The sequence below is a fragment of the Hephaestia caeni genome, from assembly GCF_003550065.1.
In the GTDB taxonomy this organism is placed as follows: domain Bacteria; phylum Pseudomonadota; class Alphaproteobacteria; order Sphingomonadales; family Sphingomonadaceae; genus Sphingomonas; species Sphingomonas caeni_A.
The window spans coordinates 663,306-684,234 of record NZ_QXDC01000002.1 but is presented as its reverse complement, the minus strand read 5'-3'; the positions used below and the strand labels follow the sequence as shown (position 1 = coordinate 684,234).

The 20,929-nt window shown below is 65.4% G+C and carries 17 protein-coding genes; 9 read left to right on the top strand and 8 right to left on the bottom strand.

All coding sequences use genetic code 11. From position 1 onward, the window contains the following. Positions 1–49 precede the first annotated feature (49 nt). A complete protein-coding gene (locus DFR49_RS03075; protein WP_119034413.1) occupies positions 50–589 on the top strand; it encodes a TetR/AcrR family transcriptional regulator in 540 nt (179 codons plus the stop codon). Between the two features lie 8 nt (positions 590–597). Here DFR49_RS03075 and mfd read toward each other — a convergent pair whose 3' ends face one another. Continuing rightward, the gene (mfd, locus tag DFR49_RS03070) at positions 598–4,053 is read right to left on the bottom strand and encodes a transcription-repair coupling factor (protein WP_119034412.1); all 3,456 of its coding nucleotides are present in this window, start codon (positions 4,051–4,053) and stop codon (positions 598–600) included. A 110-nt stretch (positions 4,054–4,163) separates the two neighbouring features. Beyond that, positions 4,164–4,430 (bottom strand): FAD assembly factor SdhE, encoded by a 267-nt coding sequence (locus DFR49_RS03065; RefSeq protein WP_119035241.1) that lies wholly within the window; start codon positions 4,428–4,430, stop codon positions 4,164–4,166. 73 nt (positions 4,431–4,503) lie between these two features. Here DFR49_RS03065 and recG point away from each other — a divergent pair, with 73 nt between their 5' ends. Then, positions 4,504–6,564, top strand: coding sequence for an ATP-dependent DNA helicase RecG (recG, locus tag DFR49_RS03060; protein ID WP_119034411.1), 2,061 nt, complete (start codon positions 4,504–4,506; stop codon positions 6,562–6,564). A 79-nt stretch (positions 6,565–6,643) separates the two neighbouring features. Here the strand turns inward: recG and DFR49_RS03055 are convergent, their stop codons facing one another. The 4 genes from DFR49_RS03055 to dapA all read right to left on the bottom strand — a co-directional run bounded on the left by DFR49_RS03055 (position 6,644) and on the right by dapA (position 11,044). Beyond that, positions 6,644–8,719 carry a M13 family metallopeptidase gene (locus tag DFR49_RS03055; protein ID WP_119034410.1) on the bottom strand — a complete coding sequence of 692 codons (2,076 nt, stop codon included), beginning with the start codon at positions 8,717–8,719 and terminating at the stop codon, positions 6,644–6,646. A 220-nt stretch (positions 8,720–8,939) separates the two neighbouring features. Then, entirely contained in the window at positions 8,940–9,479 is a 540-nt protein-coding gene (locus tag DFR49_RS03050) for a DUF2062 domain-containing protein (protein ID WP_425454904.1), read from the bottom strand. Between the two features lies 1 nt (position 9,480). After that, on the bottom strand, positions 9,481–9,963 hold the full coding sequence (gene smpB, locus DFR49_RS03045) for an SsrA-binding protein SmpB (RefSeq protein WP_119034408.1): 483 nt from the start codon (positions 9,961–9,963) through the stop codon (positions 9,481–9,483). Positions 9,964–10,162: 199 nt separating this feature from the next. Next, on the bottom strand, positions 10,163–11,044 hold the full coding sequence (dapA, locus tag DFR49_RS03040) for a 4-hydroxy-tetrahydrodipicolinate synthase (RefSeq protein ID WP_119034407.1): 882 nt from the start codon (positions 11,042–11,044) through the stop codon (positions 10,163–10,165). Between the two features lie 92 nt (positions 11,045–11,136). On the opposite strand from dapA, the gene DFR49_RS03035 reads away from it, so the two are divergent. The 4 genes from DFR49_RS03035 to DFR49_RS03020 all read left to right on the top strand — a co-directional run bounded on the left by DFR49_RS03035 (position 11,137) and on the right by DFR49_RS03020 (position 14,833). Then, positions 11,137–13,143 (top strand): lytic transglycosylase domain-containing protein, encoded by a 2,007-nt coding sequence (locus DFR49_RS03035; RefSeq protein WP_119034406.1) that lies wholly within the window; start codon positions 11,137–11,139, stop codon positions 13,141–13,143. A 12-nt stretch (positions 13,144–13,155) separates the two neighbouring features. Then, positions 13,156–13,638 carry a transcription elongation factor GreB gene (greB, locus tag DFR49_RS03030; protein WP_119034405.1) on the top strand — a complete coding sequence of 161 codons (483 nt, stop codon included), beginning with the start codon at positions 13,156–13,158 and terminating at the stop codon, positions 13,636–13,638. A gap of 9 nt (positions 13,639–13,647) precedes the next feature. Continuing rightward, complete coding sequence (locus DFR49_RS03025) at positions 13,648–14,394, top strand: NYN domain-containing protein (protein WP_119034404.1); 747 nt, start codon at positions 13,648–13,650, stop codon at positions 14,392–14,394. Between the two features lie 160 nt (positions 14,395–14,554). Beyond that, entirely contained in the window at positions 14,555–14,833 is a 279-nt protein-coding gene (locus tag DFR49_RS03020) for an acylphosphatase (RefSeq protein ID WP_119034403.1), read from the top strand. 42 nt (positions 14,834–14,875) lie between these two features. Here DFR49_RS03020 and ettA read toward each other — a convergent pair whose 3' ends face one another. Next, on the bottom strand, positions 14,876–16,555 hold the full coding sequence (gene ettA / locus DFR49_RS03015) for an energy-dependent translational throttle protein EttA (protein WP_119034402.1): 1,680 nt from the start codon (positions 16,553–16,555) through the stop codon (positions 14,876–14,878). A gap of 105 nt (positions 16,556–16,660) precedes the next feature. On the opposite strand from ettA, the gene DFR49_RS03010 reads away from it, so the two are divergent. Together DFR49_RS03010 and DFR49_RS03005 are read left to right on the top strand one after the other, a co-directional pair. Next, complete coding sequence (locus DFR49_RS03010) at positions 16,661–18,058, top strand: M20/M25/M40 family metallo-hydrolase (RefSeq protein ID WP_119034401.1); 1,398 nt, start codon at positions 16,661–16,663, stop codon at positions 18,056–18,058. A gap of 132 nt (positions 18,059–18,190) precedes the next feature. Further along, positions 18,191–18,457 carry a hypothetical protein gene (locus DFR49_RS03005; RefSeq protein WP_119034400.1) on the top strand — a complete coding sequence of 89 codons (267 nt, stop codon included), beginning with the start codon at positions 18,191–18,193 and terminating at the stop codon, positions 18,455–18,457. A gap of 102 nt (positions 18,458–18,559) precedes the next feature. Here the strand turns inward: DFR49_RS03005 and DFR49_RS03000 are convergent, their stop codons facing one another. Further along, positions 18,560–20,035 (bottom strand): sulfatase family protein, encoded by a 1,476-nt coding sequence (locus DFR49_RS03000; RefSeq protein WP_119034399.1) that lies wholly within the window; start codon positions 20,033–20,035, stop codon positions 18,560–18,562. 373 nt (positions 20,036–20,408) lie between these two features. Between DFR49_RS03000 and DFR49_RS02995 the strand changes: the two genes are divergently transcribed. Further along, positions 20,409–20,929, top strand: a 521-nt coding sequence (locus DFR49_RS02995; RefSeq protein WP_170150898.1) for a TonB-dependent receptor plug domain-containing protein, incomplete at its 3' end; no start/stop codon positions are given.

The window sequence follows — 20,929 nt, the reverse complement described above, 5'->3', positions numbered from 1 at the left end:
GATCGGCGCGCGTCTTCCCCGGTGATGCCGATGCTATAGGGTCGATATCATGCAGGGACGGCCGCAGAATTCGGACCCACGTGTTCGACACACGCGCGATGCGGTGATCGGGGCGCTCGTGCATCTCGCTTTCGAACGGCGATATGATGCGATCCGTGTCGCCGACCTCATCGCTGCCGCGGGTGTCGGGCGCGCGACTTTCTACGAGCATTTCCATAGCAAGGACGATGTGCTTCTCGCGGCGATGGAGCCGATATTGGTTCCATTGGCCAACGCGGCTTCGGGACGTGCGGCGAAAGATCATGTCCGAATGATGCTCACCCATATCTGGGAGAAACGTGCGATCGGCAGGATCATTCTCGATTCGAGGGCGAGCGCGAGGATCCATCGCGCGCTTGCGGCGATGATCGAGGATCGGGCCAATCGGGGAGAAAACGGCGAGGGCTCGATCTCGATCGAGGCGGCCGGCGCAGCGGCCGCGCAGCTCGCCATGCTGCGGCACTGGGTGGCGGGCGGGGCGCCTTGCTCTCCCGACGTTCTGGCCGATCGGATGATGCGCTGTTTGGTGCTGCTTCAGCGTACGACCTGACTACGCCTTCACCCGATCGCTTTCGCCAGCCCCTTCGACAGTTGCAACGCGCCGTTCAATCGGCTCTTGGGATCGTTCCACGCCTTGGTGATCACGAGCTTGCTGTCGGGGCGCAGCTTGGCGACGCCGTCGAGCCGCGCGACATAACCGAGCAGTCCTTCGATATTGGGCGGCCGATCGTCGTGGAACGAGACGAGCGCGCCACGCGGGCCGAGTTCGATACGCGCGATGCACGCCTTCTTGGCGTTGAGCTTGATCTCGATCAGCCGGATCAGATTCTCGGTGGGATCGGGAAGTCTGCCGAACCGATCGATCAGTTCGGCGGCGAAGGCTTCCAGACCGGCCTTGTCCTCGACCTCGTTCAGGCGGCGATAGAGGCCCATGCGCAGATCGAGATCGGGGACGTAATCGTCGGGGATCAGGATCGGCGCGTCGACCGTGATCTGCGGCGAGAAATCGCGCGGCCGATCGAGCGTGCCGCCGGCCTTTGCCTCCAGGATCGCTTCTTCGAGCATCGATTGATAGAGTTCGTAGCCGACTTCCTTGATATGCCCCGATTGCTCGTCGCCGAGCAGATTGCCCGCGCCGCGAATGTCGAGATCGTAGCTGGCGAGTTGGAACCCCGCCCCGAGATTGTCGAGATCGCTGAGCACCTTGAGCCGCTTTTCCGCGCCTTCGGTCATCAGCCGATCGGGGGTGGTGGTCAGATAGGCATAAGCGCGTGTCTTGGCGCGGCCGACGCGACCACGGAGCTGATAGAGTTGCGCCATGCCGAAGCGGTCGGCGCGATTGATGATCATCGTGTTGGCGGAAGGGATATCGAGCCCGCTTTCGACGATCGTGGTCGAGACGAGCACTTCATAATGCCGGTCGTAGAAGGCGGACATGCGTTCCTCGACCTGGCTCGGCGCCATTTGACCGTGCGCGACGACATAGCGCACCTCGGGCACCGTTTCGCGCAGGAATTCCTCGATATCAGGCAGGTCGGCGATGCGCGGGGTGACGATGAAGCTCTGCCCGCCGCGATAATGTTCGCGCAGCAATGCCTCGCGGATCACCACCGGATCCCAGGGCATGACATAAGTGCGCACCGCGAGGCGATCGACCGGCGGCGTCTGGATCACCGACAATTCGCGCAAGCCCGACATCGCCATCTGGAGCGTGCGCGGGATCGGCGTCGCGGTGAGCGTGAGGACGTGGACGTCGTTCTTGAGTGCCTTCAATCGCTCCTTGTGGGTGACGCCGAAGCGCTGCTCCTCGTCGACCACGACGAGCCCCAGGCGCTTGAACTCGACCGACTTGGCGAGCACGGCGTGAGTGCCGATGACGATATCGATCGTGCCGTCGGCAACGCCCTCGCGCGTCGCTTTCGCCTCATTGCCCGGGACCAGCCGCGAGAGCCGGCCGATCTTTAACGGCAATCCTTCAAATCGTTCGGTAAAGTTCTGATAATGTTGGCGCGCGAGCAAGGTCGTCGGGCAGACGATCGCGACCTGCAATCCCGCCATCGCGGCGACGAAGGCGGCGCGTAGCGCGACCTCGGTCTTGCCGAAGCCGACATCGCCGACGATCAGCCGATCCATCGGCCTGCCCGCGCCGAGATCGGCGAGAACGTCGGCGATCGCGCGATCCTGATCGTCGGTTTCGGCGAAGGGGAAGCGATCGACGAAGGTGGCATAGCCCTGCGCATCGGGTTCGGCGACCTCGCCCGGGCGCAACGCGCGTTCGGCGGCGACGGCGATCAACTCGCCGGCGATCTCGCGGATGCGCTCCTTCATCCGCGATTTGCGGCGCTGCCATGCCTCGCCGCCGAGGCGATCGAGGCCCGCGCCTTCCTCGCCCGATCCGTAGCGCGACAGGACGTCGATATTCTCGACGGGCACGTACAGCTTGTCGCCGCCGGCATATTCGAGCGCGACGCAATCGTGCGGGCTGCTGCCCACCGGGATCGAGGTCAGCCCTTCATAACGTCCGATGCCGTGATCGAGATGGACGACGAGATCGCCGGGCGAAAGCGTCGCCAGTTCGGCCAGAAAGGCATCGGCGGACTTGCGGCGCCGGGCGCGGCGCACGAGGCGGTCGCCGAGCATGTCCTGTTCGGTGAGCAAGGCGACATCGGGGGCGGTGAAACCGTGATCGAGCGGCAGCACGATCAGCGCGACGTGGCTTTCGGCCTTGCCGAGTGCTTCCTGCCAGCTATCGGCTTGCCGCACGGACTTGAGACCGTGATCGGCAAGTAATCCTGAGAGTCGCTCGCGGGCACCGATCGAATAACTGGCGAGAACGACTTTTTCCCCGTCTTTCCGAAGATTGCCGACGTGTTTGACCACCGCTTCGTAGATATTTCCGCCGCTCGCCCGCTCGGGGCCGAAGTCACGCGCGCCGTCGACCGCGAAGTCAAGCACGCTCGCGCTCTCCGGTTCGTGGAAGGGCGTGGCGAGATGGGCGCGTGAGGCCTCGATGCCTGCGGCCATCTCGTCGGCGGTCAGATAGAGCGCGTCGGCGGGAAGCGGGCGATAGCTGCCCGGATCGCTCGATTGCGCGCGAACGCGGTTGGCGTGGTAATCGGCGATCGCCTCGAATCGCGCCTCGTTGGCGGCGGCGACGCCGATATCGCGCACGATTACCGCGCCGGTGCCGAGATGGTCGAACAGCGTCGCCATCTTGTCTTCGAACAGCGGCAGCCAGTGCTCCATTCCCGCGAGACGGCGCCCGTCCGAAATCGCCTGATAGAGCGGGTCGCCGGTCGCGGTCGCGCCGAAGCGCTCGCGGTAGCGGCTGCGGAAGCGCTTGATGCTGTCCTCATCGAGCAGGGCTTCGGAGGCGGGCAATAGCGTGAAGCCGTCGATGCGACCGGTGGTGCGCTGGTCGCCCGGATCGAAGGTGCGCACGCTCTCGATCTCGTCGCCGAAGAAATCGAGTCGCAGTGCGTGTTCCTCGCCGCTCGGAAACAGATCGACCAGCCCGCCGCGCACGGCGAACTCGCCCGAATCGGCAACCGTCTCGACATGGACATAGCCGTTCGCCTGCAACCGTTCGGCGAGCCGGTTGCGGCCGATCCTCTCGCCCGGTGCGAGCTTCGCCACGAGTTGGCGGATGCGGAACGGCGTCAGCGTGCGCTGGCCGACGGCGTTCGCGGTGGTGACCATCAGTTGCGGCGCGCCGGCGGGCTGCTGGAGCCGGTGGAGCGCGGCGAGCCGCTCCGCCATCACCCGGAGCGTGGGCGAGGCGCGGTCGTAGGGCAGGCAATCCCATGCGGGATAGGAGAAAACGTCGAGTTCGGGCGCGAACCAGGCCGCGGTTGCGGCCACCGCGCGCATGTCCACCTCGTCGGCGGCGATGAAGATCGCGCGCTTGTCCGCTGCGCGCGCGAGATCGGCGAGCAGCCAGGGCATGAAACCGGCGGGGACGCCGGACAGGGTCAGGGGCTGCTTGGCGGAAAGGATACGGGAGAGATCGGGCATTTGCTTCTCGTCATGCCGGACTTGTTCCGGCATCCAACATGCCGCGTAAGCCGAAAGGTAAGGTGCAAGCGGAGAGTTGGACCCCGGAACAAGTCCGGGGTGGCTAATAGCTATTCAGCCACTTGCACGTAGCCGACAGCTTTCATCTGCGTCATCATCGGTCCCCGGAAATGCGCCGGCACCGCGATCGAGCCGATCGCCCATCCCATGATATCGACATCCTGTTCTTCGAGCAGCGTCTCGAACCACGCGATCTGATCGTCGCTCCAATCCGCCGCATGCGCATCGAAGAAGCCGCCGATCAGCAGATCGGCCTCCTTGGTGCCGCGGTGCCAGGCGCGGAAGCGCAGGCGTTTGAGCCGGTGTTCTCGATCCATCTCGGTTCCATAGGCAATCGGCCGGCGGGCGCTGGCGGCGGCCGTCGGCTCAGGGTAGAGCGTGGAGATAGTCATGCGGCCCGAAATCCTCAATCCACTGTTCGCAGAGATCACCGCGCTCAAAGGCGTGGGGCCAGGGCTCGCCAAGCCGCTCGACCGGCTCGGGATCGCGCGGGTGGTGGACGCAGCGTTCCACTTGCCGACCGGTTTCGTCGATCGGCTGCCGCGCGAGAAACTCGATCAGGCCGATGTCGGCCGCACGATCGCGATCACGCTGACCGCGGTCGATTACCGCCAGAGCGCCGGACGCGGGCCGACGCGCGTCCACGCGACCGATGCATCGGGCAATTACATGAGCCTCGTCTATTTCGGCGGCAGTTCGGGCTGGGTGAAGAAGCTGCTGCCCTTGAGCGAGCCGCGCCGCGTATCGGGACGGCTGGAGCAATATGGGCAGGAGTTGCAGATCGTCCATCCGGACTATGTGCTGACGCCCGAGGAAGCCGCCGACCAGCCCGAGCGCGAGGCGATTTACCCGTTATCGGAAGGGTTGACCGCAAAGCGGATGGGGCAACTCGCGCGTGCGGCGGTGGAGCGAGCGCCCACGCTTCCCGAATGGATCGAGCCGGGACTGAAAGCGCGGCACGGCTGGCCTGATTGGCGCGAGGCGCTGGCACGGATCCACGCCGACCCTTCCGACGCCAAAGCGCGCGAGCGACTCGCCTATGACGAGGTGTTCGCCAACCAGCTCGCACTGATGCTCGTGCGCGCGGCGTCGCGCGGGCGCAAGGGCAGGGCGTTGGTCGGCGATGGGCGGCTGAGCGCCAGGCTCGCCTTGCCCTATGCGCCGACAGGCGCGCAGGCGCGGTCGATCACCGAGATCCAGGGCGATATGGCGCAGACGCAGCCTATGCTGCGGCTGCTCCAGGGCGATGTCGGATCGGGCAAGACCCTGGTCGCGGCGTGCGCGATACTGACCGCGGTCGAGGCCGGCGCACAGGCCGCGTTCCTCGCGCCGACGGAAATCCTGGCACGCCAGCATTATGAAACGCTGCGGTCACTGCTCGCCGGGGTGCCGGTCAACCTTGCGATCCTGACCGGGCGCGACAAGGGCCGCGCGCGCGAAGCGACGCTGATGGGGCTCGCCGACGGCTCGATCGATGTATTGATCGGCACCCACGCGATCTTCCAGCAGGCGGTGACGTACAAGGCGTTGGGGCTGGTGGTGGTCGACGAGCAGCACCGCTTTGGGGTCGCGCAGCGCATGCTGCTGACGCAAAAGGCCGAACATCCGCCGCACCTGCTGGCGATGACCGCGACGCCGATCCCCCGCACCCTGACGCTGACCCAATATGGCGAGATGGACCAGAGCCGCCTCGACGAGATGCCGCCGGGGCGCCAGCCGATCGAGACGCGGGTGATCGCCGAGGACCGGCTCGGCGATGTCGTCGACGCGCTCGGCCGGCACCTCGATGCTGGCGGGCAGGCCTATTGGGTGTGTCCGTTGGTCGAAGAGAGCGAGAAATCAGACCTCGCCGCCGCCGAGGACCGCGCGGCAACACTGCACGCGCGCTTCGGCGACAAGGTCGGGCTGATCCACGGCCGGATGAAGGGGCCGGAAAAGGATGCGGTGATGGAAGCGTTCGCGGGCGGACGGACTGGCGTCCTCGTCGCGACGACGGTGATCGAGGTCGGGGTCGATGTGCCCAATGCGACGCTGATCGTGATCGAACATGCCGACCGTTTCGGGCTCGCCCAGCTTCATCAGTTGCGCGGGCGCGTGGGCCGGGGGAGCGGTGCATCGAACTGCTTGCTGATCCGCGGCAGCCAGTTGGGCGAGACGGCGCGCGCGCGGCTCGCGCTGCTGCGCGAAACCAACGACGGCTTCCGCATCGCCGAGGAGGATTTGCGGTTGCGCGGGGGCGGCGAACTGCTCGGCACGCGGCAATCGGGCGAGGCGGCGTTTCGGCTCGCGAGCGTGGAGATGCTGGGCACGTTCCTGCCGATCGCGACCGATGACGCGCGGCTGCTGATCGATCGCGACGGCGGGCTCGCCGGAGAGCGCGGGCAGGCCGCCCGCATCGCGCTCTATCTGTTCGAGCGCGATGCGGGGGTGGGATTGCTGCGATCGGGGTAGACGTTCGCCCTCACCCTTCCGGCGCTGCGCGCCTCCCTCCCTCTCCCGCTGGGAGAGGGAAGGGTGAGGGTGTCGGACCTTACCAGATCCGTACGCGCTGCTCGGGCGTGAGGTACATTTTCTCGCCGGGCTTGACGTCGAACGCCTTGTACCAGGGATCGAGGTTGCGCACCGTCGCCGCACGCTGCTCGCCGGGCGAGTGCGGGTTGGCGAGGAGCTGCGAGCGCAGCGCGGGCTCGCGATATTTGGTGCGCCATACCTGCGCCCAGCCTTCATAGAAGCGCTGGTCGCCGGTCGTGCCGTCGATCACCGGCGCGGGCTTGCCGCCCAGCGAACGATGATAGGCGTCGAGCGACACCGTGAGGCCAGCGAGATCGGCGATATTCTCGCCCAGCGTCAGCCCGCCCTTGATGTGCAGCCCCGGCAGCGGTTCATAGGCGTCATATTGCGCGACGAGCTTGTCGGTGAACGCCTTGAAGCGCGTCACGTCCTGCGGGGTCCACCAGTCGGTGAGCGCGCCGTTCTTGTCATACTTGCGGCCCTGATCGTCGAAATGGTGGCTCAGTTCGTGCCCGATGACCGCGCCGATGCCGCCGTAGTTCACCGCCGGATCGGCTTTGGGATCGAAGAAGGGCGGCTGGAGGATCGCGGCCGGAAAGACGATCTCGTTCATCGTCGGGTTGGCGTAGGCGTTGATCGTCATCGGCGTCATGAACCATTCGCCGCGATCGATCGGCCCACCGAGTTGGTTGAGCTTGCGTTGATATTCGAACGCGTTCGATCGCGCGATGTTGCCGACGAGGTCATCACGCTTGATCTGGAGCGCCGAATAATCGCGCCAGGTGTCGGGATAGCCGATCTTCGGGGTGAAGGCGGCGAGCTTTTCGTGCGCCTTGGCCTTGGTCTCGGGCGCCATCCAGTCGAGCTTGTCGATCCGCGCGCCCATCGCCGCGATGATGTTCTTGACGAGCTGGTCGGCCGCCGCCTTGGCCTCGGGCGGGAAATATTTGGCGACATAGACCTTGCCGATCTCCTCACCCATATTCTCGCTGACGGCGGAGACGCCACGCTTCCAGCGCGCCTGCTGCTCGGGCGTGCCCGACAGCACGGTGCCGTAGAAGGCGAAATCGGCTTCGTCGAACGGTTTCGAGAGATAAGACGCGTAGGCGCTCAGCACCTTGAGCATCGCATAATCCTTGAGCGCCGCGAGCGGCGCCGCGGCGAACGCCTTGGCCTCGCCCGAAAACGCGCTGGGCTGGCCCACCAGATATTCGGCCTGGCCCGCGACGCCCGCCGCATCGAAATAGGAGCCCCAAGGGAAGTCACCCGCCTGGCCGGTGAAATCGGTGGGCTTCCAGATATTGTAATTGAGGTCCGCGTCGCGGGTCTTCACATTGTCCCAGTGCGCGGTCGCGAGCGCCTTTTCAAAATCGAACACCGCGTTTGCGCGTGCCTCGGCATTGCTCTCACCGGCGAGCGTCAGCATCTTGGCGAGATACGCCTTGTAGGCGGTGCGCGTCTGATCGAGCTTGGGATCGGCCTTCAGATAATAATCGCGGTCGGGCATGCCGAGGCCCGATTGGTACATGGTGACGATGTAGCGATCGGGATGCTTGTCGTCCTGGCCCACGCGCAGGCTGAACAGGTCGCCGACCCCGACGCGCGACAGCTTGCCCATCTCGGTGGCGAGCGCGTTCTTGTCGTTCACCGCCTTGATCTCGGCGAGCCAGGGCTTGATCGGTTCGGCGCCCTTCGCGTTCACCGCGGCCTCGTCCATGAAGCTTGCGTAGAAATCGCCGATCTTCGTGCCGGACTGCTGCTCGGCCGCCTCCAGAATGCCGCGCGTACGCTCGAGCGAAAGATCCTGGAGTGCATGGAACATGCCGTAGCTCGAACGGTCGGCGGGGATCGTCGTCTTCGCCTGCCACGTGCCGTTGACATAGCTGTAGAAATCGTCGCCCGGCTTCACATTCGTGTCCATGCCGCCCTGATCGATGCCGAACGCGCCAAGCTGGGCTTCGTCGGCCGAGGCCGGATGGACCGGGCCGATCGCCGCCTTGGCGAGCGGGTTGGCGGCGGGCGTATCCTGCGCGACAGCGATGCCGGCAAGGGCGGCGGTAGCGAGAAGCGAGGTGACGATCAGGGAAGTGCGCATGGGTCGTCCTGACTGAAAATGATGATGGCCGTGTCTTAGCCGGATGACACGCGCAGTCAAACCGGTAACAGATGCAATCATTTCAGAGTCTGATTCGAAATTCGGCACCGGCCCGCTCCCCCACCCGGCCACCCATAGAATATCCTGTTGGGTGGCCGGGTGGGGGAGCGGGCCGGTGCCGCCTCTGAAATCGCTCTTTCGCGATTTCCCAAACAACCTCTCAGCCGTGGTGGCGCGCTTGCCATTTGCGCATCACCCACCAGCGCCAGCCGAGCGCGGTGGCGGCATAGCCGATCGCGGCGAGCACGATGGCGATGATCAGCAGCCCGACCATCGTCGCCGGCCCGCCTTGGGCGATCAGCCAGTGCAGCCAGCCCGCCTGGGCCACCTGATGTGTGATCGGCTGGCCGGGGACGATCGCGTCCCACCGCAGCACGAAGCGGCCGATATGATAGGCTTCGTACCAGAGCGGCGGCACCGTGAGCGGGTTGTTGAGCAAGGTCACCATCACCGCGGTCGGCACGTTCGCGCGCGCCGGAAACGCAAACAGCGCCGCGAGCGGCATGTGCGCGAACGGGAACAGGGTGCCCGTCATGATCCCCAGCGCGACCCCGCGCGGCACCGATCGGCGCGTGAAGCGCCATAACGACGGGGCGAGGATACGGTGCGCCACCGGCCTCAGCAGGCGATTGCGCGCGATGTACTCGCGCGTGGGAATGTGCCGGCGTACCCAGGCGCCCATCGCCGAGGATGCCCCCACCTCAGCCGCGATCCCTGAGCAAGCGCCCCTGTTCGCGCTTCCAGTCGCGTTCCTTGATCGTCTCGCGCTTGTCGTGCGCCTTCTTGCCCTTGGCGAGCGCCAGTTCGACCTTGGCGCGGCCGCGCGCGTTGAAATAGATCGACAGCGGCACCAGCGTCATGCCCTCGCGCGCCACGGCGCCGTGCAGCTTGTTGATCTCACGCTCATGGAGCAGCAGCTTGCGCGGGCGCTTGGGCTCGTGGTTGAAGCGGTTGCCGTGGCTGAACTCGGGGATGTTCGAGTTGACGAGCCACACCTCCTCGCCCTTCACCTCGGCATAGCTTTCGGCGATCGATCCTTCGCCGAAGCGCAAGCTTTTCACCTCGGTGCCGGTGAGCGCGATCCCCGCCTCGTAGACGGTCTCGATCGCATAATCGAACCGCGCGCGCCGGTTCTCGGCGACGGTCTTCACTTTCTCGAAGGTGGCGGGCTTGGGGCGGGACATGGGTGGGCGGGATGTAGAGGGGGAGGGGCGGTTAGGGAAGGGGCGTCCGATCACGCAATAGGCGGTATGGTGTCCGTGCCGCCATCCCATTCGTCACCCCGGACTTGTTCCGGGGTCCAACCATCCACCAGCGATACCGCCTGTTGAAATTTGGATGCCGGAACACGTCCGGCATGACGGTTGTGATACAAGAGCTACCTCACATAAGCCCTGCATGCGCTAGCGCGGCATCCACCGCTTTCCGGCTCGCCTCGCTCGGCCAGGTCATCGGCAGACGCAGCGTTTCGGGGAAGCCGGGGCGGACCCTGGTCATCGCATATTTGACCGGGCCCGGCGACGCATCGGTGAATAGCGCGGTGTGAAGCGGAAAGAGCTTGTCCTGCAACGCGAGCGCCTTCCCAAAGTCGCCCGCAAAGCATGCGGCCTGGAAGTCGGCGCACAGGCGCGGGGCAACGTTGGCGGTTACCGAGACGCAGCCGCGCCCGCCCATCGCGTTGAACGCGAGCGCCATGTCGTCATTGCCCGAGAGCTGGCAGAAATCCTGCCCCGCCGCCGCACGCTGCGCGGAGACGCGCGCGATCGCGCCGGTCGCATCCTTGATCCCGACGATGCTCGGGAAGGCATGGGCGAGCTTGCCGATCGTCTCGACGGCGATGTCGGTCACGGTGCGGCCGGGGACGTTGTAGAGCACGATCGGCAGGTCGCACGCGGCGACGATCGCCTCGAAATGGCGGAAGATGCCCTCCTGATTGGGGCGGTTGTAATAAGGCGGCACCATCAGCGCGGCGTCGGCGCCGGCCTCTTTCGCAGCCTTGATGTTATCGATCGCGACGCGGGTGTCGTTCGAGCCCGCGCCCGCGAGCACGAGCACCCGACCCCGCGCCTGATCGGCGCAGGTGCGCACGACGCGGAAATGCTCGTCCTTCGGCATCGTCGCCGCCTCGCCGGTGGTGCCGCACGGTACCAGCGCCGCCGATCCTTCGGCGATCTGCCATTCGACGAGATCGCGAAAGGCTTTCTCCGCGAAATCGCCCGATGCGCCGAAGGGGGTGACGAGGGCGGGGATCGATCCGGAGAACATGATAACTCCTCGGCGCGGAATCGCACGCGATTCGGCGCTTTGCGGTGAAGATGGGGGGAGACAAATAGGAGCGGATGGCATAGCCTGTCCACATGGTAGCCGCGTTGAAGATCAGCTTGCTCGCCGCCGCTCTGTCCGGTGCCGCGCTTTCCTCCCAACTCACGCCCGAGCAGATGCGCTGGTACGCGACCCAGCTCAACAGCGTGATGCCGCAATCGGCGCCCGCGGGCATCCCGGCCGATCCGCTCGCTGAGGCGGTGCTCCAGTGGAAAAGATTCCAGCAATCGGACAATTTTCCGTTCGAGAGCTATGCCGCCTTTCTGACGGCGCATCCCGGCTGGCCGGGCGAGACCGCGATGCGCAAGGCGGCGGAGAAGGCGCTGAACCCCGCGGGCGGCTGGTCGCCGACGACGGCGGCCGCCTTCTTCAAGAAATACCCGCCGCTCTCCAGCGCGGGCAAGGTGCGCTATGCCGAGGCGCTGATGGCGACCGGCGACCGTGCAGGCGCGATCGCCGCCGCGCGCGATGCCTGGACCTCGGGATCGCTCTCGACGATCGACGAAACCAAGGTGATCGGCGGTTTTTCGACAGCATTGACGCCCGCCGACCAGGACGCGCGGATGGACATGCTGTTGTGGCAGGGCGCGACCGGCGCGGCGCAGCGCCAGTTCGCGTTCGTGTCGCCCGCCAACCGCGCGGTGTTCGCGGCGCGGCTCGGCTTCCAGACCAACGCGAGTAACGCGGCCGTGCTCGCAGGCTCGGTATCGGACGTCCAGCGCAACGATCCCGGCTTCATCGCCGACCGCGCCTCGTGGCTGCGCAACAATGCGCAAAGCCCGGCGGCGCGGGCGCTGCTCGCGCAGCCGCATCGGCTGAGCAAGCGGCCGGCGTCGGTGGCGTCATGGTACAAGGTGCTGCTCACCAACGCCCGCGCGGCGGCGGCGGATGGGCAATATGCGCTCGCCTATCAGATCGCGAGCCAGGTCGACGACGCCTATCCCGACGGCGTCGATCTCGAGGCGCAATCCTATGCCGAAAAGGATCGCTATACCGATCTGGTGTGGCTCGCCGGGCGGACGGCGTTCGATCAGCTTCGCCGCTATACCGACGCGCAGGCGATGTTCGATCGCTACGCCAAGCCCTTCCCGACAGCGCACACGCGCTCGAAGGGGTTGTACTGGGCGGGCCGTTCGGCCGAGGCGGCGGGCGATGCGCAGGCGGCGAACGTTTATTACACGCGGGCCAGCGGGTTCGGAGACGCGTTCTACGGCCAGCTTGCCACCGAGCGGCTCGGCAAGCCGCTCGCGGCGCCGGTGCAATTGTCGGCGGTGACGGTGCCGATGACCGATCGCGCCACCTTCTATAATCGCGAGATCGTGCGCGCGGCGCAGTTTCTGGGGCAGGCGGGTGACCACGAGGACCAGACCGCGTTCATCCGCCAGATCGCCGCCGATGCCGCGACACGGACCGACCACCGCCTGACCGACGAGCTGTCGCGAACGCTGGGCCGTCCCGACCTGGCGGTGATGGTAGGCCGCAACACGCTGGCCGACGGATCGAACGATTTCACCGTCGTGGGTTATCCGAGCGTCAAGCTGCCCGCCGCGCATCAGGGCGATTTCACGATCGTCCACGCGATCGCACGGCAGGAAAGCCAGTTCGACCGCGCAGCGGTAAGCCATGCGGGTGCCCGCGGGCTGATGCAGCTCATGCCCGGCACCGCACGCGAGGTCGCCAACCGGATCGGGCTCGATTACCAGCCGTCGTCGCTGACGGTCGATACCGATTACAACATCCAGCTCGGATCGAGCTATTTCAAGCGGATGTTCGACCGCTACGGCAGCTATCCACTGGCGATCGCGGCGTATAACGCGGGGCCGGGCAACGTGAACAAGTGGCTCGCGGCGAACGGCGATCCGCGCACGGGGGCGGTCGATATGGTGGGCTGGATCGAGGCGATCCCGTTCACCGAGACGCGCAACTACGTGCAGCGCGTGCTTGAAAATGCCGTGGTCTACGACCTGCTGGCACCGGAAAAGGCACGCTCGCGCGGGCCGGCGCGGTTGAGCTGGTATCTTGGCAAGGCGACGCCGGGCTAGGATTGCACGGTCGTGGATCGTCCAAATTATATCACGCCCGCCGGGCTCTCCGCGCTGCGCGCCGAATATGACGCTCTGTTCGCGACCGAGCGGCCGCAACTCGTCGAGACGATCGCCTGGGCCGCTGGCAATGGCGACCGCTCCGAAAACGGCGATTACATCTATGGCCGCAAGCGGTTGCGCGAGATCGACCGGCGGCTGGGCTGGCTGTCGAAGCGGATGAAAGCGGCGAAGGTCGTCGATCCCGCGCGCGCGCCCGACAAGGCCCGCGTCTTCTTCGGCGCCACCGTCACGATCGCCGACGAAGACGACAATCACCGCACGCTGACGCTGGTCGGGGACGACGAGGCCGATGCGGGCGCGGGCCGGATCGGCTGGAATGCGCCGATCGCGCGAGCATTGCGTGGGGCCGCGGTGGGCGATGTCCGCCGAGTGGTGTTGCCCGCGGGCGAACGCGATTATGAGGTGATGGCGATCACCTATCCCGACAGATAAGGAACCCACATGGCGGACGATACCAAGGCCGGCAACATCGCGCTGCTGATCGATGCGGACAACGCCTCGCCACACGCGCTTGATCCGGTGCTGACGGTGCTGGCTGAACTCGGCACCGTCAATATCCGGCGCGTGTACGGCAACTGGCGCAAGCAGGCGCTCAAGACCTGGGCCGATCTCACGCTGAGGCACGGCATCGAGCCGCACCAGCAGTTCGACCTCACCAAGGGCAAGAACGCGACCGACATGAAGATGACGATCGACGCGATGGACCTGCTCTACACGCGCCGCGTCGACGGCTTCGGGATCATGTCGTCGGACAGCGATTTCATGCCGATCGCGACGCGCATTCGGCAGGACGGGTTGCCCGTCTATGGCTTCGGGACGAGCAAGACCCCCGAGGCGTTCAAACAGGCATGCACGCGCTTCATCGACGTCGCGGCGCTCGGCAAGGCGGGGGAGGGCACTCCCGCCGCAGAAACCACCCCCGCCGCCACGCGTGAAAACGAGCCGCGGGGCAAGCACGAACCGATCGATCCCGATCTCGTCAAGCTGCTGATCGACGCCTACAACGCGGCCAAGCGCGACGAGCGCGGGTTCGTCAGCCTCACCGATCTCGGCCGTCGCGCGGGCAACCGATCGAGCTTCGATGCGCGCAGCTATGGCTTTTCGCGCCTGTCGGAATTGATCGATGCCGTCCCCAATTTCCAGGCCGAGCGCCGCGACGGCCAGACGTTCGTGAAGCGCGTGCGGTGAAAAAGCCGCAACGGCTCGTCGTCGTCAGGGCTCACCTGACGCCGAACGCCCCTGAAATCACGACGAACGGCGCATTTACCATGTGCCGCGGTTTCGCCGGATCGCTAGGGTTTCCGCGGCCGAGCGGGTTGCCGGCGGGTTTTGCAAAAACAGAGGGTAAATGACGGTAACGCAGCGTATCGTGGTATCCGGGCGCGTTCAGGGTGTGGGCTATCGAAACTGGACGATGGGCGCCGCGCGCGACCTCAGGTTGCGCGGCTGGGTGCGTAATATCAACGGCACCGCGGTGGAGATCCTCGCCACCGGCGACGAAGAAGCGATGGCGATCCTCGTCGAAGCCTGCCACCAGGGGCCGCGGCTGGCGCAGGTCGACCATGTCGACGTCCAACCCGCCGAGGATACCGGGTGGAAGGGCTTCACCAAACGCTTCGGGAGCTGAGCGGGCGGCGCAGTAAATGCGCCACCCCGCGGCAGCCCAGGTTCAGCGCGTCAGCTTCTTGTACGCCAGTCGCGTCGGGCGGTCGGCCGCGTCGCCCATGCGGCGGCGCTTGTCTTCCTCATACGCCTCAAAATTGCCCTCGAACCATTCGACATGGCTGTTGCCCTCGAACGCCAGGATGTGCGTGCACAGCCGATCGAGGAAGAAGCGGTCGTGGTTGATCACCACCGCGCAGCCGGCGAAGCTTTCCAGCGCCTCTTCAAGCGCGCGCAGCGTTTCGACGTCGAGGTCGTTGGTCGGCTCGTCGAGCAGCAGGACGTTGCCGCCCTGTTTGAGCATCTTGGCGATGTGGACGCGGTTGCGCTCGCCGCCTGAAAGCTGGCCGACCTTCTTCTGCTGGTCGGTGCCCTTGAAGTTGAACGCGCCGACATAGGCCCGCGTGCCCAATTCCTGCTTACCGAAACGGAAAACTTCCAATTTATCCGAGATTTCTTCCCAGACGTTATTATTGGGATTGAGGTCGTCACGGCTCTGATCGACATAGCCGAGCTTGACCGTCGAGCCGACGTTGATCTCGCCGCTGTCGGGCTGTTCCTGGCCGGTGATGAGCTTGAACAAGGTCGATTTGCCGGCGCCGTTCGGTCCGATCACGCCAACGATGCCGCCGGGCGGCAGGTTGAAATCGAGATCCTCGAACAGCAATTTGTCGCCGTACGCCTTGGACAGCCCCTTGGCCTCGATCACGTTGTTGCCGAGCCGTTCGGGAATCTGGATCAGGATCTGCGCCTTGCCGACCGCGCGATTTTCCTGCTTTTCGACCAGTTCGTCGAACGCGCGGATGCGGGCCTTGGACTTGGTCTGGCGCGCCTTGGGGGTTTGGCGCATCCATTCGAGCTCGTCGCGGATCGCCTTCTGGCGCCCGGCCTCTTCGCGCTCTTCCTGTTCGAGCCGCTTGGCTTTCTTTTCCAGATAGCCCGAATAATTGGCTTCGTAGGTGTAATAGCGCCCGCGGTCGAGTTCGAGCACCCAGTTGACGACGTTGTCGAGGAAGTAGCGATCGTGCGTCACGAGGATGACGTTGCCGGTATATTCCTTGAGGAAATTTTCGAGCCACTGGACGCTTTCGGCGTCGAGATGGTTGGTCGGCTCGTCGAGCAGCAGGATGTCGGGCTTTTCGAGCAGCAGCTTGCACAGCGCCACGCGGCGCTTCTCGCCACCCGAAAGGTTGGTGACGGGCGAATCGCCGGGCGGGCAGCGTAGTGCCTCCATCGCGATCTCGAGCTGGTTGTCGAGGCTCCAGCCGTCGACCGCGTCGATCTTGGTCTGAAGCTCGCCCATCTCCTCCAACAGTGCGTCGAAATCGGTATCGTCCTTCGGATCGCCCATTTCGGCCGAAATCGCATTGAAGCGCTCGACCATGTCGGCGACCGGGCCGGCGCCCTCGCGCACGTTTTCGAGCACCGTCTTGGACGGGTCGAGCTGCGGCTCCTGCGGCAGATAGCCGACCTTGATCCCCTCGGCCGCCCAGGCCTCGCCGGTGAAATCGGGATCGATCCCGCCCATGATCTTCATCAGCGTCGACTTGCCCGAGCCGTTGGGGCCGATGATCGCGATCTTGGCCGAGGGCAGGAATTGCAGATGGATGTTGTTGAGAACGGGCTTGCTCGCGCCCGGGAAGGTCTTGGTCAGACCCTTCATCACATAGGTGTACTGGACGGCCATCGCCGGGGAACCTCGTCGCGTTTCGTGGGTGTGGGAAAGTCGCCGCGCACATAGCGATTGGCTGATGCGTTGGCAAACCCGCGCCCGTTCGTTACGCCTTCGTCCATGACCAGAATCGCCTTGCTCGCGATCGCCGCCGCGATCGCCTCGCCCGCCGCCGCGCAGACCCTGCCCGCCGGCCTTGTCACCCCCGTTGCCGATGATGTCGCCGCGCTGCGCGACGCCGCGCTCAAGGACGATATAGCCTGGGATATCGTCGAAGGGCTGACGACCGAAATCGGCCCACGCCTCGCCGGCACCGAGGCCGAAGCGCGCGCGCGCGCCTGGGGCGCCGCCAAGCTCAAGGCGCTCGGTTTCCAGAATGTTCGTATCGAGACATACCAGATGCCCGTCTGGGTGCGCGGCGAGGAGCGGGCGGAGGTCATCTCGCCTTTCCCCCAACCGCTGCGGCTGACCGCGCTCGGCAATTCGGGGGCGACGCCCGCCGCCGGATTGACCGCGCCGATCGCTTATTTCCCGACCTTCGGCGATCTCGCCCGCGCGCCCGACGGCAGCTTGAAGGGCAAGATCGCCTTCGTCTCGCACGCGATGGAGCCGACGCAGGACGGCAGCAGCTATGGCGCCTACGGCGTGGCGCGTTTCGTCGGGCCGGCGGTGGCGGCGAAGAAGGGCGCGGCCGCGATCGTGATCCGATCGATCGGCACCGATCGCGGCCGCGGGCCGCATGCCGGCGTCACCAACTTCCCTGACGGCGTGGCGCCGATCCCCGCCGCCGCGCTCTCGGTCGCCGATGCCGAGAATCTCGAGCGGATGGTGAAGCGCGGCAAGCCCGTGACGCTCAAGCTGGTGCTCACCCCGCGCCAGACCGGCACTCACGAATCGGGCAACGTCATCGCCGAAGTGCCCGGCAGCGATCCCGATGCGGGAATCGTGCTGGTCGGCGGCCATCTCGATAGCTGGGATCTCGGCACCGGCGCGATCGACGACGCCTCGGGGGTCGCGATCACGGCCGCGGCCGCGAAGCGGATCATGGCGGCAGGCCAGCCCCGCCGCACGATCCGCGTCGTCTGGTTCGGTGCGGAAGAAGTGGGCGGGTTCGGCGGCGAAGCCTATGCCAAGGCGCACGGCGATGAACGCCATGCCGCCGCGGCCGAATCGGATTTCGGCGCCGATCGCATCTGGCGTTTCGAAACCAACCTGCCCGGCAGCGCCACAGCGGTGGGTGATCGGCTCCAGGCCGCGCTCGCGCCGCTCGGCATCGTGCGCGGGACGGGGATCGCCGGCGACGGAGCGGATGTCGGCCCGATGATGGCGAAGGGAGTCGCCGCAATCGACCTCAACCAGTCGGGCCTGCGCTATTTCGACTGGCATCATACGCCCGAGGACACGCTCGATCGCGTCGACCCCGAACAGCTCCGCCAGAACGTTGCCGCGTGGACGACGATGCTTGCCGTCGTCGCCAATGCGCCCGAGGAAATCGGGGCCGTAACCCCGCGGAAATGAGGCAGGCCGATGGCCGGAACATTGCCGTCAGATGAATTTGCGATTGACGCGAGGGTGAAGGGCGCTATTTGCGGGACCTTCGCGACGGCGCGGGCCGGGTGCGAAACGTTATTTATGCTTGGGAGCATTCGGATGAAGAAGATTGCCTTTGTCGTCGCTGCCGCCGGCCTGATGACCCTGGCCGCCTGCAACAACAACCCGGCCGCCGACGCGGTCGAGAACAATGCGGATGTGGTCGCCGACAACCTGGAAATGCAGGCCGACAACATGGACGCGATGGCTGACGACGCCTCGAACGCGGCGGTTGCCGACACGCTCGAGAACGCCGCGGACAATGCCAACGCGGCTGCTGACAATGTTCGCGACAGCGCGGATGCGGTTGCCGACAACCTCCAGTAAGCCGGTTGGGCTTCGGCCCGATTGCTGATCGAAAAAAGGGCGTCCCCTTGGTGGGGGCGCCCTTTTTCCTTATCTCGCGCCGATCCGTAAGATGCGGATGCGCTATTGGTCCGCCTGATATTTCGGCAGTTTCGCCATCCAGGCCTTGAGCTTGCCGAGCAGGCGATCGCGGACTGGCGCGTTTCGGCTTGATACGTCGGTCGTCTCGCGCGGGTCGCTTGCCAGATCGTAGAGCTGAATGTCGGTGGAACCGGCATTGGTGAGCAGCTTCCAGTCACCGTCGCGGATCGCATAGCGCGGCGAGACGTCGTGCGGTTGCGAAGGGACGCCTGGCTGCTTTGGGGCGCCCTGCTTTCCATACGCCCAGAAAAGCGGCGGTCGCGAGGTAATCGGATGACCGGTGAGTACGCGCGACAGATCGATCCCGTCGCCGCCCGCCGGCGCCTTGACGCCGGCGATGCTCGCGATCGTCGGCAGCAGATCGACCCCCTGGCCCACGGTTTGCTCGTCGCGCGTGCCGGCCTTGGCATGGCCTTTCCAATAGAGGATCAGCGGCTGGCGGATGCCGCCTTCGTAGAGGCTGAACTTGCGGCCGCGTAAATGCTCGGTGCTGCCCGGTGCGGTGTGGCCCTTCCCATAATAGCGCTGGAGTGATGAGGGGCCGTTGTCGGCGGTGACGATGACGAGCGTGTTGTCCATTTCGCCCATCTGATCGAGGCGGTCGAACAGTTTGCCGAGCGTTTTGTCCATCTTGACGATCGTCGCGAGATAGCGATCGTCGTCGCTGTCCGAACCGTGGCCCATCACCTCCGACAGTGAATCGTCATCGGGTGCCCAGGGGTCATGGACGTCGTTCAGCCACATATTGACGAACCAGGGCTTGTCGGCGTGCTGCGCGACGAAATCGACCGTCATGTTGCAATAGAGCTGGGTGAGGTTGGTCTTGATCTCCCAGAAGCGTGGCCCCTGGCCGAGCTTGTCCGATTGCAGAGCGAGATCGCGCTCCCAATCCGACACGAGCACGCGCGGGCCGAGGCCCTCGAAGGTGGTGAAGCTCTGGTCGAAGCCGTAGGCGGTGGGCCAGGGAGCGTCGCCGATGTCGCGGCCACCGCCCAGATGCCATTTGCCGATATGCGCGGTCGAATAGCCGGCTCCCTTGAGCACGCGCGCGATCGTCGGGAGCTTGGGGTCGAGCCAGTCGGCCTGGCCGAGTTGGGCATTCTTCGCGCGGGATCCGGTGATGCCGACGAAGTTGACCGTCGCCGGGAAATGGCCGGTCATGAAGCCCGCGCGCGACGATGAACAGATCGGCGCGGCATCGTAGAATCTGGTCATCAGCACGCCCTCGCGCGCCAGCTTGTCGAGGTTGGGTGTCCGAATCTTGTCGTTACCCATGATCGACAGGTCGCCGTAGCCCATGTCGTCCACGAGCACGAACAGGATGTTGGGCGGCCCCTGATCGCCGGGTGCGGGTGCGGGCGCGGATTGCGCGCGCGCCGGCGCAAGGCTCGTCGTGGCACTCAGCGCGGCGAAGATGCCCGCAACGAGAGTGGAACGCAGTCGACGGGAATGAAGCATTTCGGAAATCCTCGACAGGGTTTTCAAGAATGGAGATGGCCGGCTTCGCGGGTCAAGGCAAATGGAGCTTCGCCTTGATCATATATGATAATATTGCTCCGTCTTCTGGGGCCATTTCCCGCGCGCAATGCGGCATACCCCCGAATTTTTGCGCTTCGTTACGGCTTATCGTCGAAATTACGCGATGTATATATCATATATATATTGACTCAAATCTACCCATCGTTAGCTGTGGCGTTACGCATTTCGTATGCGGCCCTTTTCCATGAAGGCGCGAAGACGCCTCGGGCGCCCCGCTATCGACAATGCGGATCAAGGATGTGGACGATTGGAGGTGGCTCCCACCTCGGCGTCCGCACAGAGGGAGGGAAAAATGAAAAATCTGAATTGCTTTTCGGCTGCGGTGTCGGCGCTGGCCCTGATCGCGAGCGATGGGGCACTGGCCCAGGCGGTGGCGGATCAACAGACGGTCGTGCCTGCGCAGAGCGACGCTATCACGGATACGTCAGACGCCGACAATCAGATCGTGGTGACGGGTATCCGCCGGTCGCTGGAACGCGCGGCCGATATCAAGCGTGAGTCGGTTCAGGTGGTCGATGCGATCGTCGCGCAGGATATCGGCAAGCTGCCCGACCCCACGACCGCCGCCGCGCTGCAACGCGTGCCGGGCGTGCAGGTGTCGACCAACCGCAACAACGAACTGGGCGATGTGCGCGTGCGTGGCCTGCCCGACGTGCTGACGACGGTGAACGGTCGCGAGGTCTTCACGACGACGGGTCGCAGTTTCGATCTTCAGGACATGCCCGCCGAAGCGTTGTCGCGGGTCAACGTCTATAAATCGCAGACGGCGGATATCACCGAGGGCGGGCTCGCGGGCGTGATCGACCTTGAACT

Excerpts from the sequence above, each read along its gene's own strand:
- DFR49_RS03075 (WP_119034413.1), top strand. The coding sequence starts at position 50 with ATGCAGGGACGGCCGCAGAATTCGGACCCACGTGTTCGACACACGCGC.
- mfd (WP_119034412.1), bottom strand. The coding sequence starts at position 4,053 with ATGCCCGATCTCTCCCGTATCCTTTCCGCCAAGCAGCCCCTGACCCTG.
- DFR49_RS03065 (WP_119035241.1), bottom strand. The coding sequence starts at position 4,430 with ATGGATCGAGAACACCGGCTCAAACGCCTGCGCTTCCGCGCCTGGCAC.
- recG (WP_119034411.1), top strand. The coding sequence starts at position 4,504 with ATGCGGCCCGAAATCCTCAATCCACTGTTCGCAGAGATCACCGCGCTC.
- DFR49_RS03055 (WP_119034410.1), bottom strand. The coding sequence starts at position 8,719 with ATGCGCACTTCCCTGATCGTCACCTCGCTTCTCGCTACCGCCGCCCTT.
- smpB (WP_119034408.1), bottom strand. The coding sequence starts at position 9,963 with ATGTCCCGCCCCAAGCCCGCCACCTTCGAGAAAGTGAAGACCGTCGCC.
- dapA (WP_119034407.1), bottom strand. The coding sequence starts at position 11,044 with ATGTTCTCCGGATCGATCCCCGCCCTCGTCACCCCCTTCGGCGCATCG.
- DFR49_RS03035 (WP_119034406.1), top strand. The coding sequence starts at position 11,137 with ATGGTAGCCGCGTTGAAGATCAGCTTGCTCGCCGCCGCTCTGTCCGGT.
- DFR49_RS03025 (WP_119034404.1), top strand. The coding sequence starts at position 13,648 with ATGGCGGACGATACCAAGGCCGGCAACATCGCGCTGCTGATCGATGCG.
- DFR49_RS03020 (WP_119034403.1), top strand. The coding sequence starts at position 14,555 with ATGACGGTAACGCAGCGTATCGTGGTATCCGGGCGCGTTCAGGGTGTG.
- ettA (WP_119034402.1), bottom strand. The coding sequence starts at position 16,555 with ATGGCCGTCCAGTACACCTATGTGATGAAGGGTCTGACCAAGACCTTC.
- DFR49_RS03010 (WP_119034401.1), top strand. The coding sequence starts at position 16,661 with ATGACCAGAATCGCCTTGCTCGCGATCGCCGCCGCGATCGCCTCGCCC.
- DFR49_RS03005 (WP_119034400.1), top strand. The coding sequence starts at position 18,191 with ATGAAGAAGATTGCCTTTGTCGTCGCTGCCGCCGGCCTGATGACCCTG.
- DFR49_RS03000 (WP_119034399.1), bottom strand. The coding sequence starts at position 20,035 with ATGCTTCATTCCCGTCGACTGCGTTCCACTCTCGTTGCGGGCATCTTC.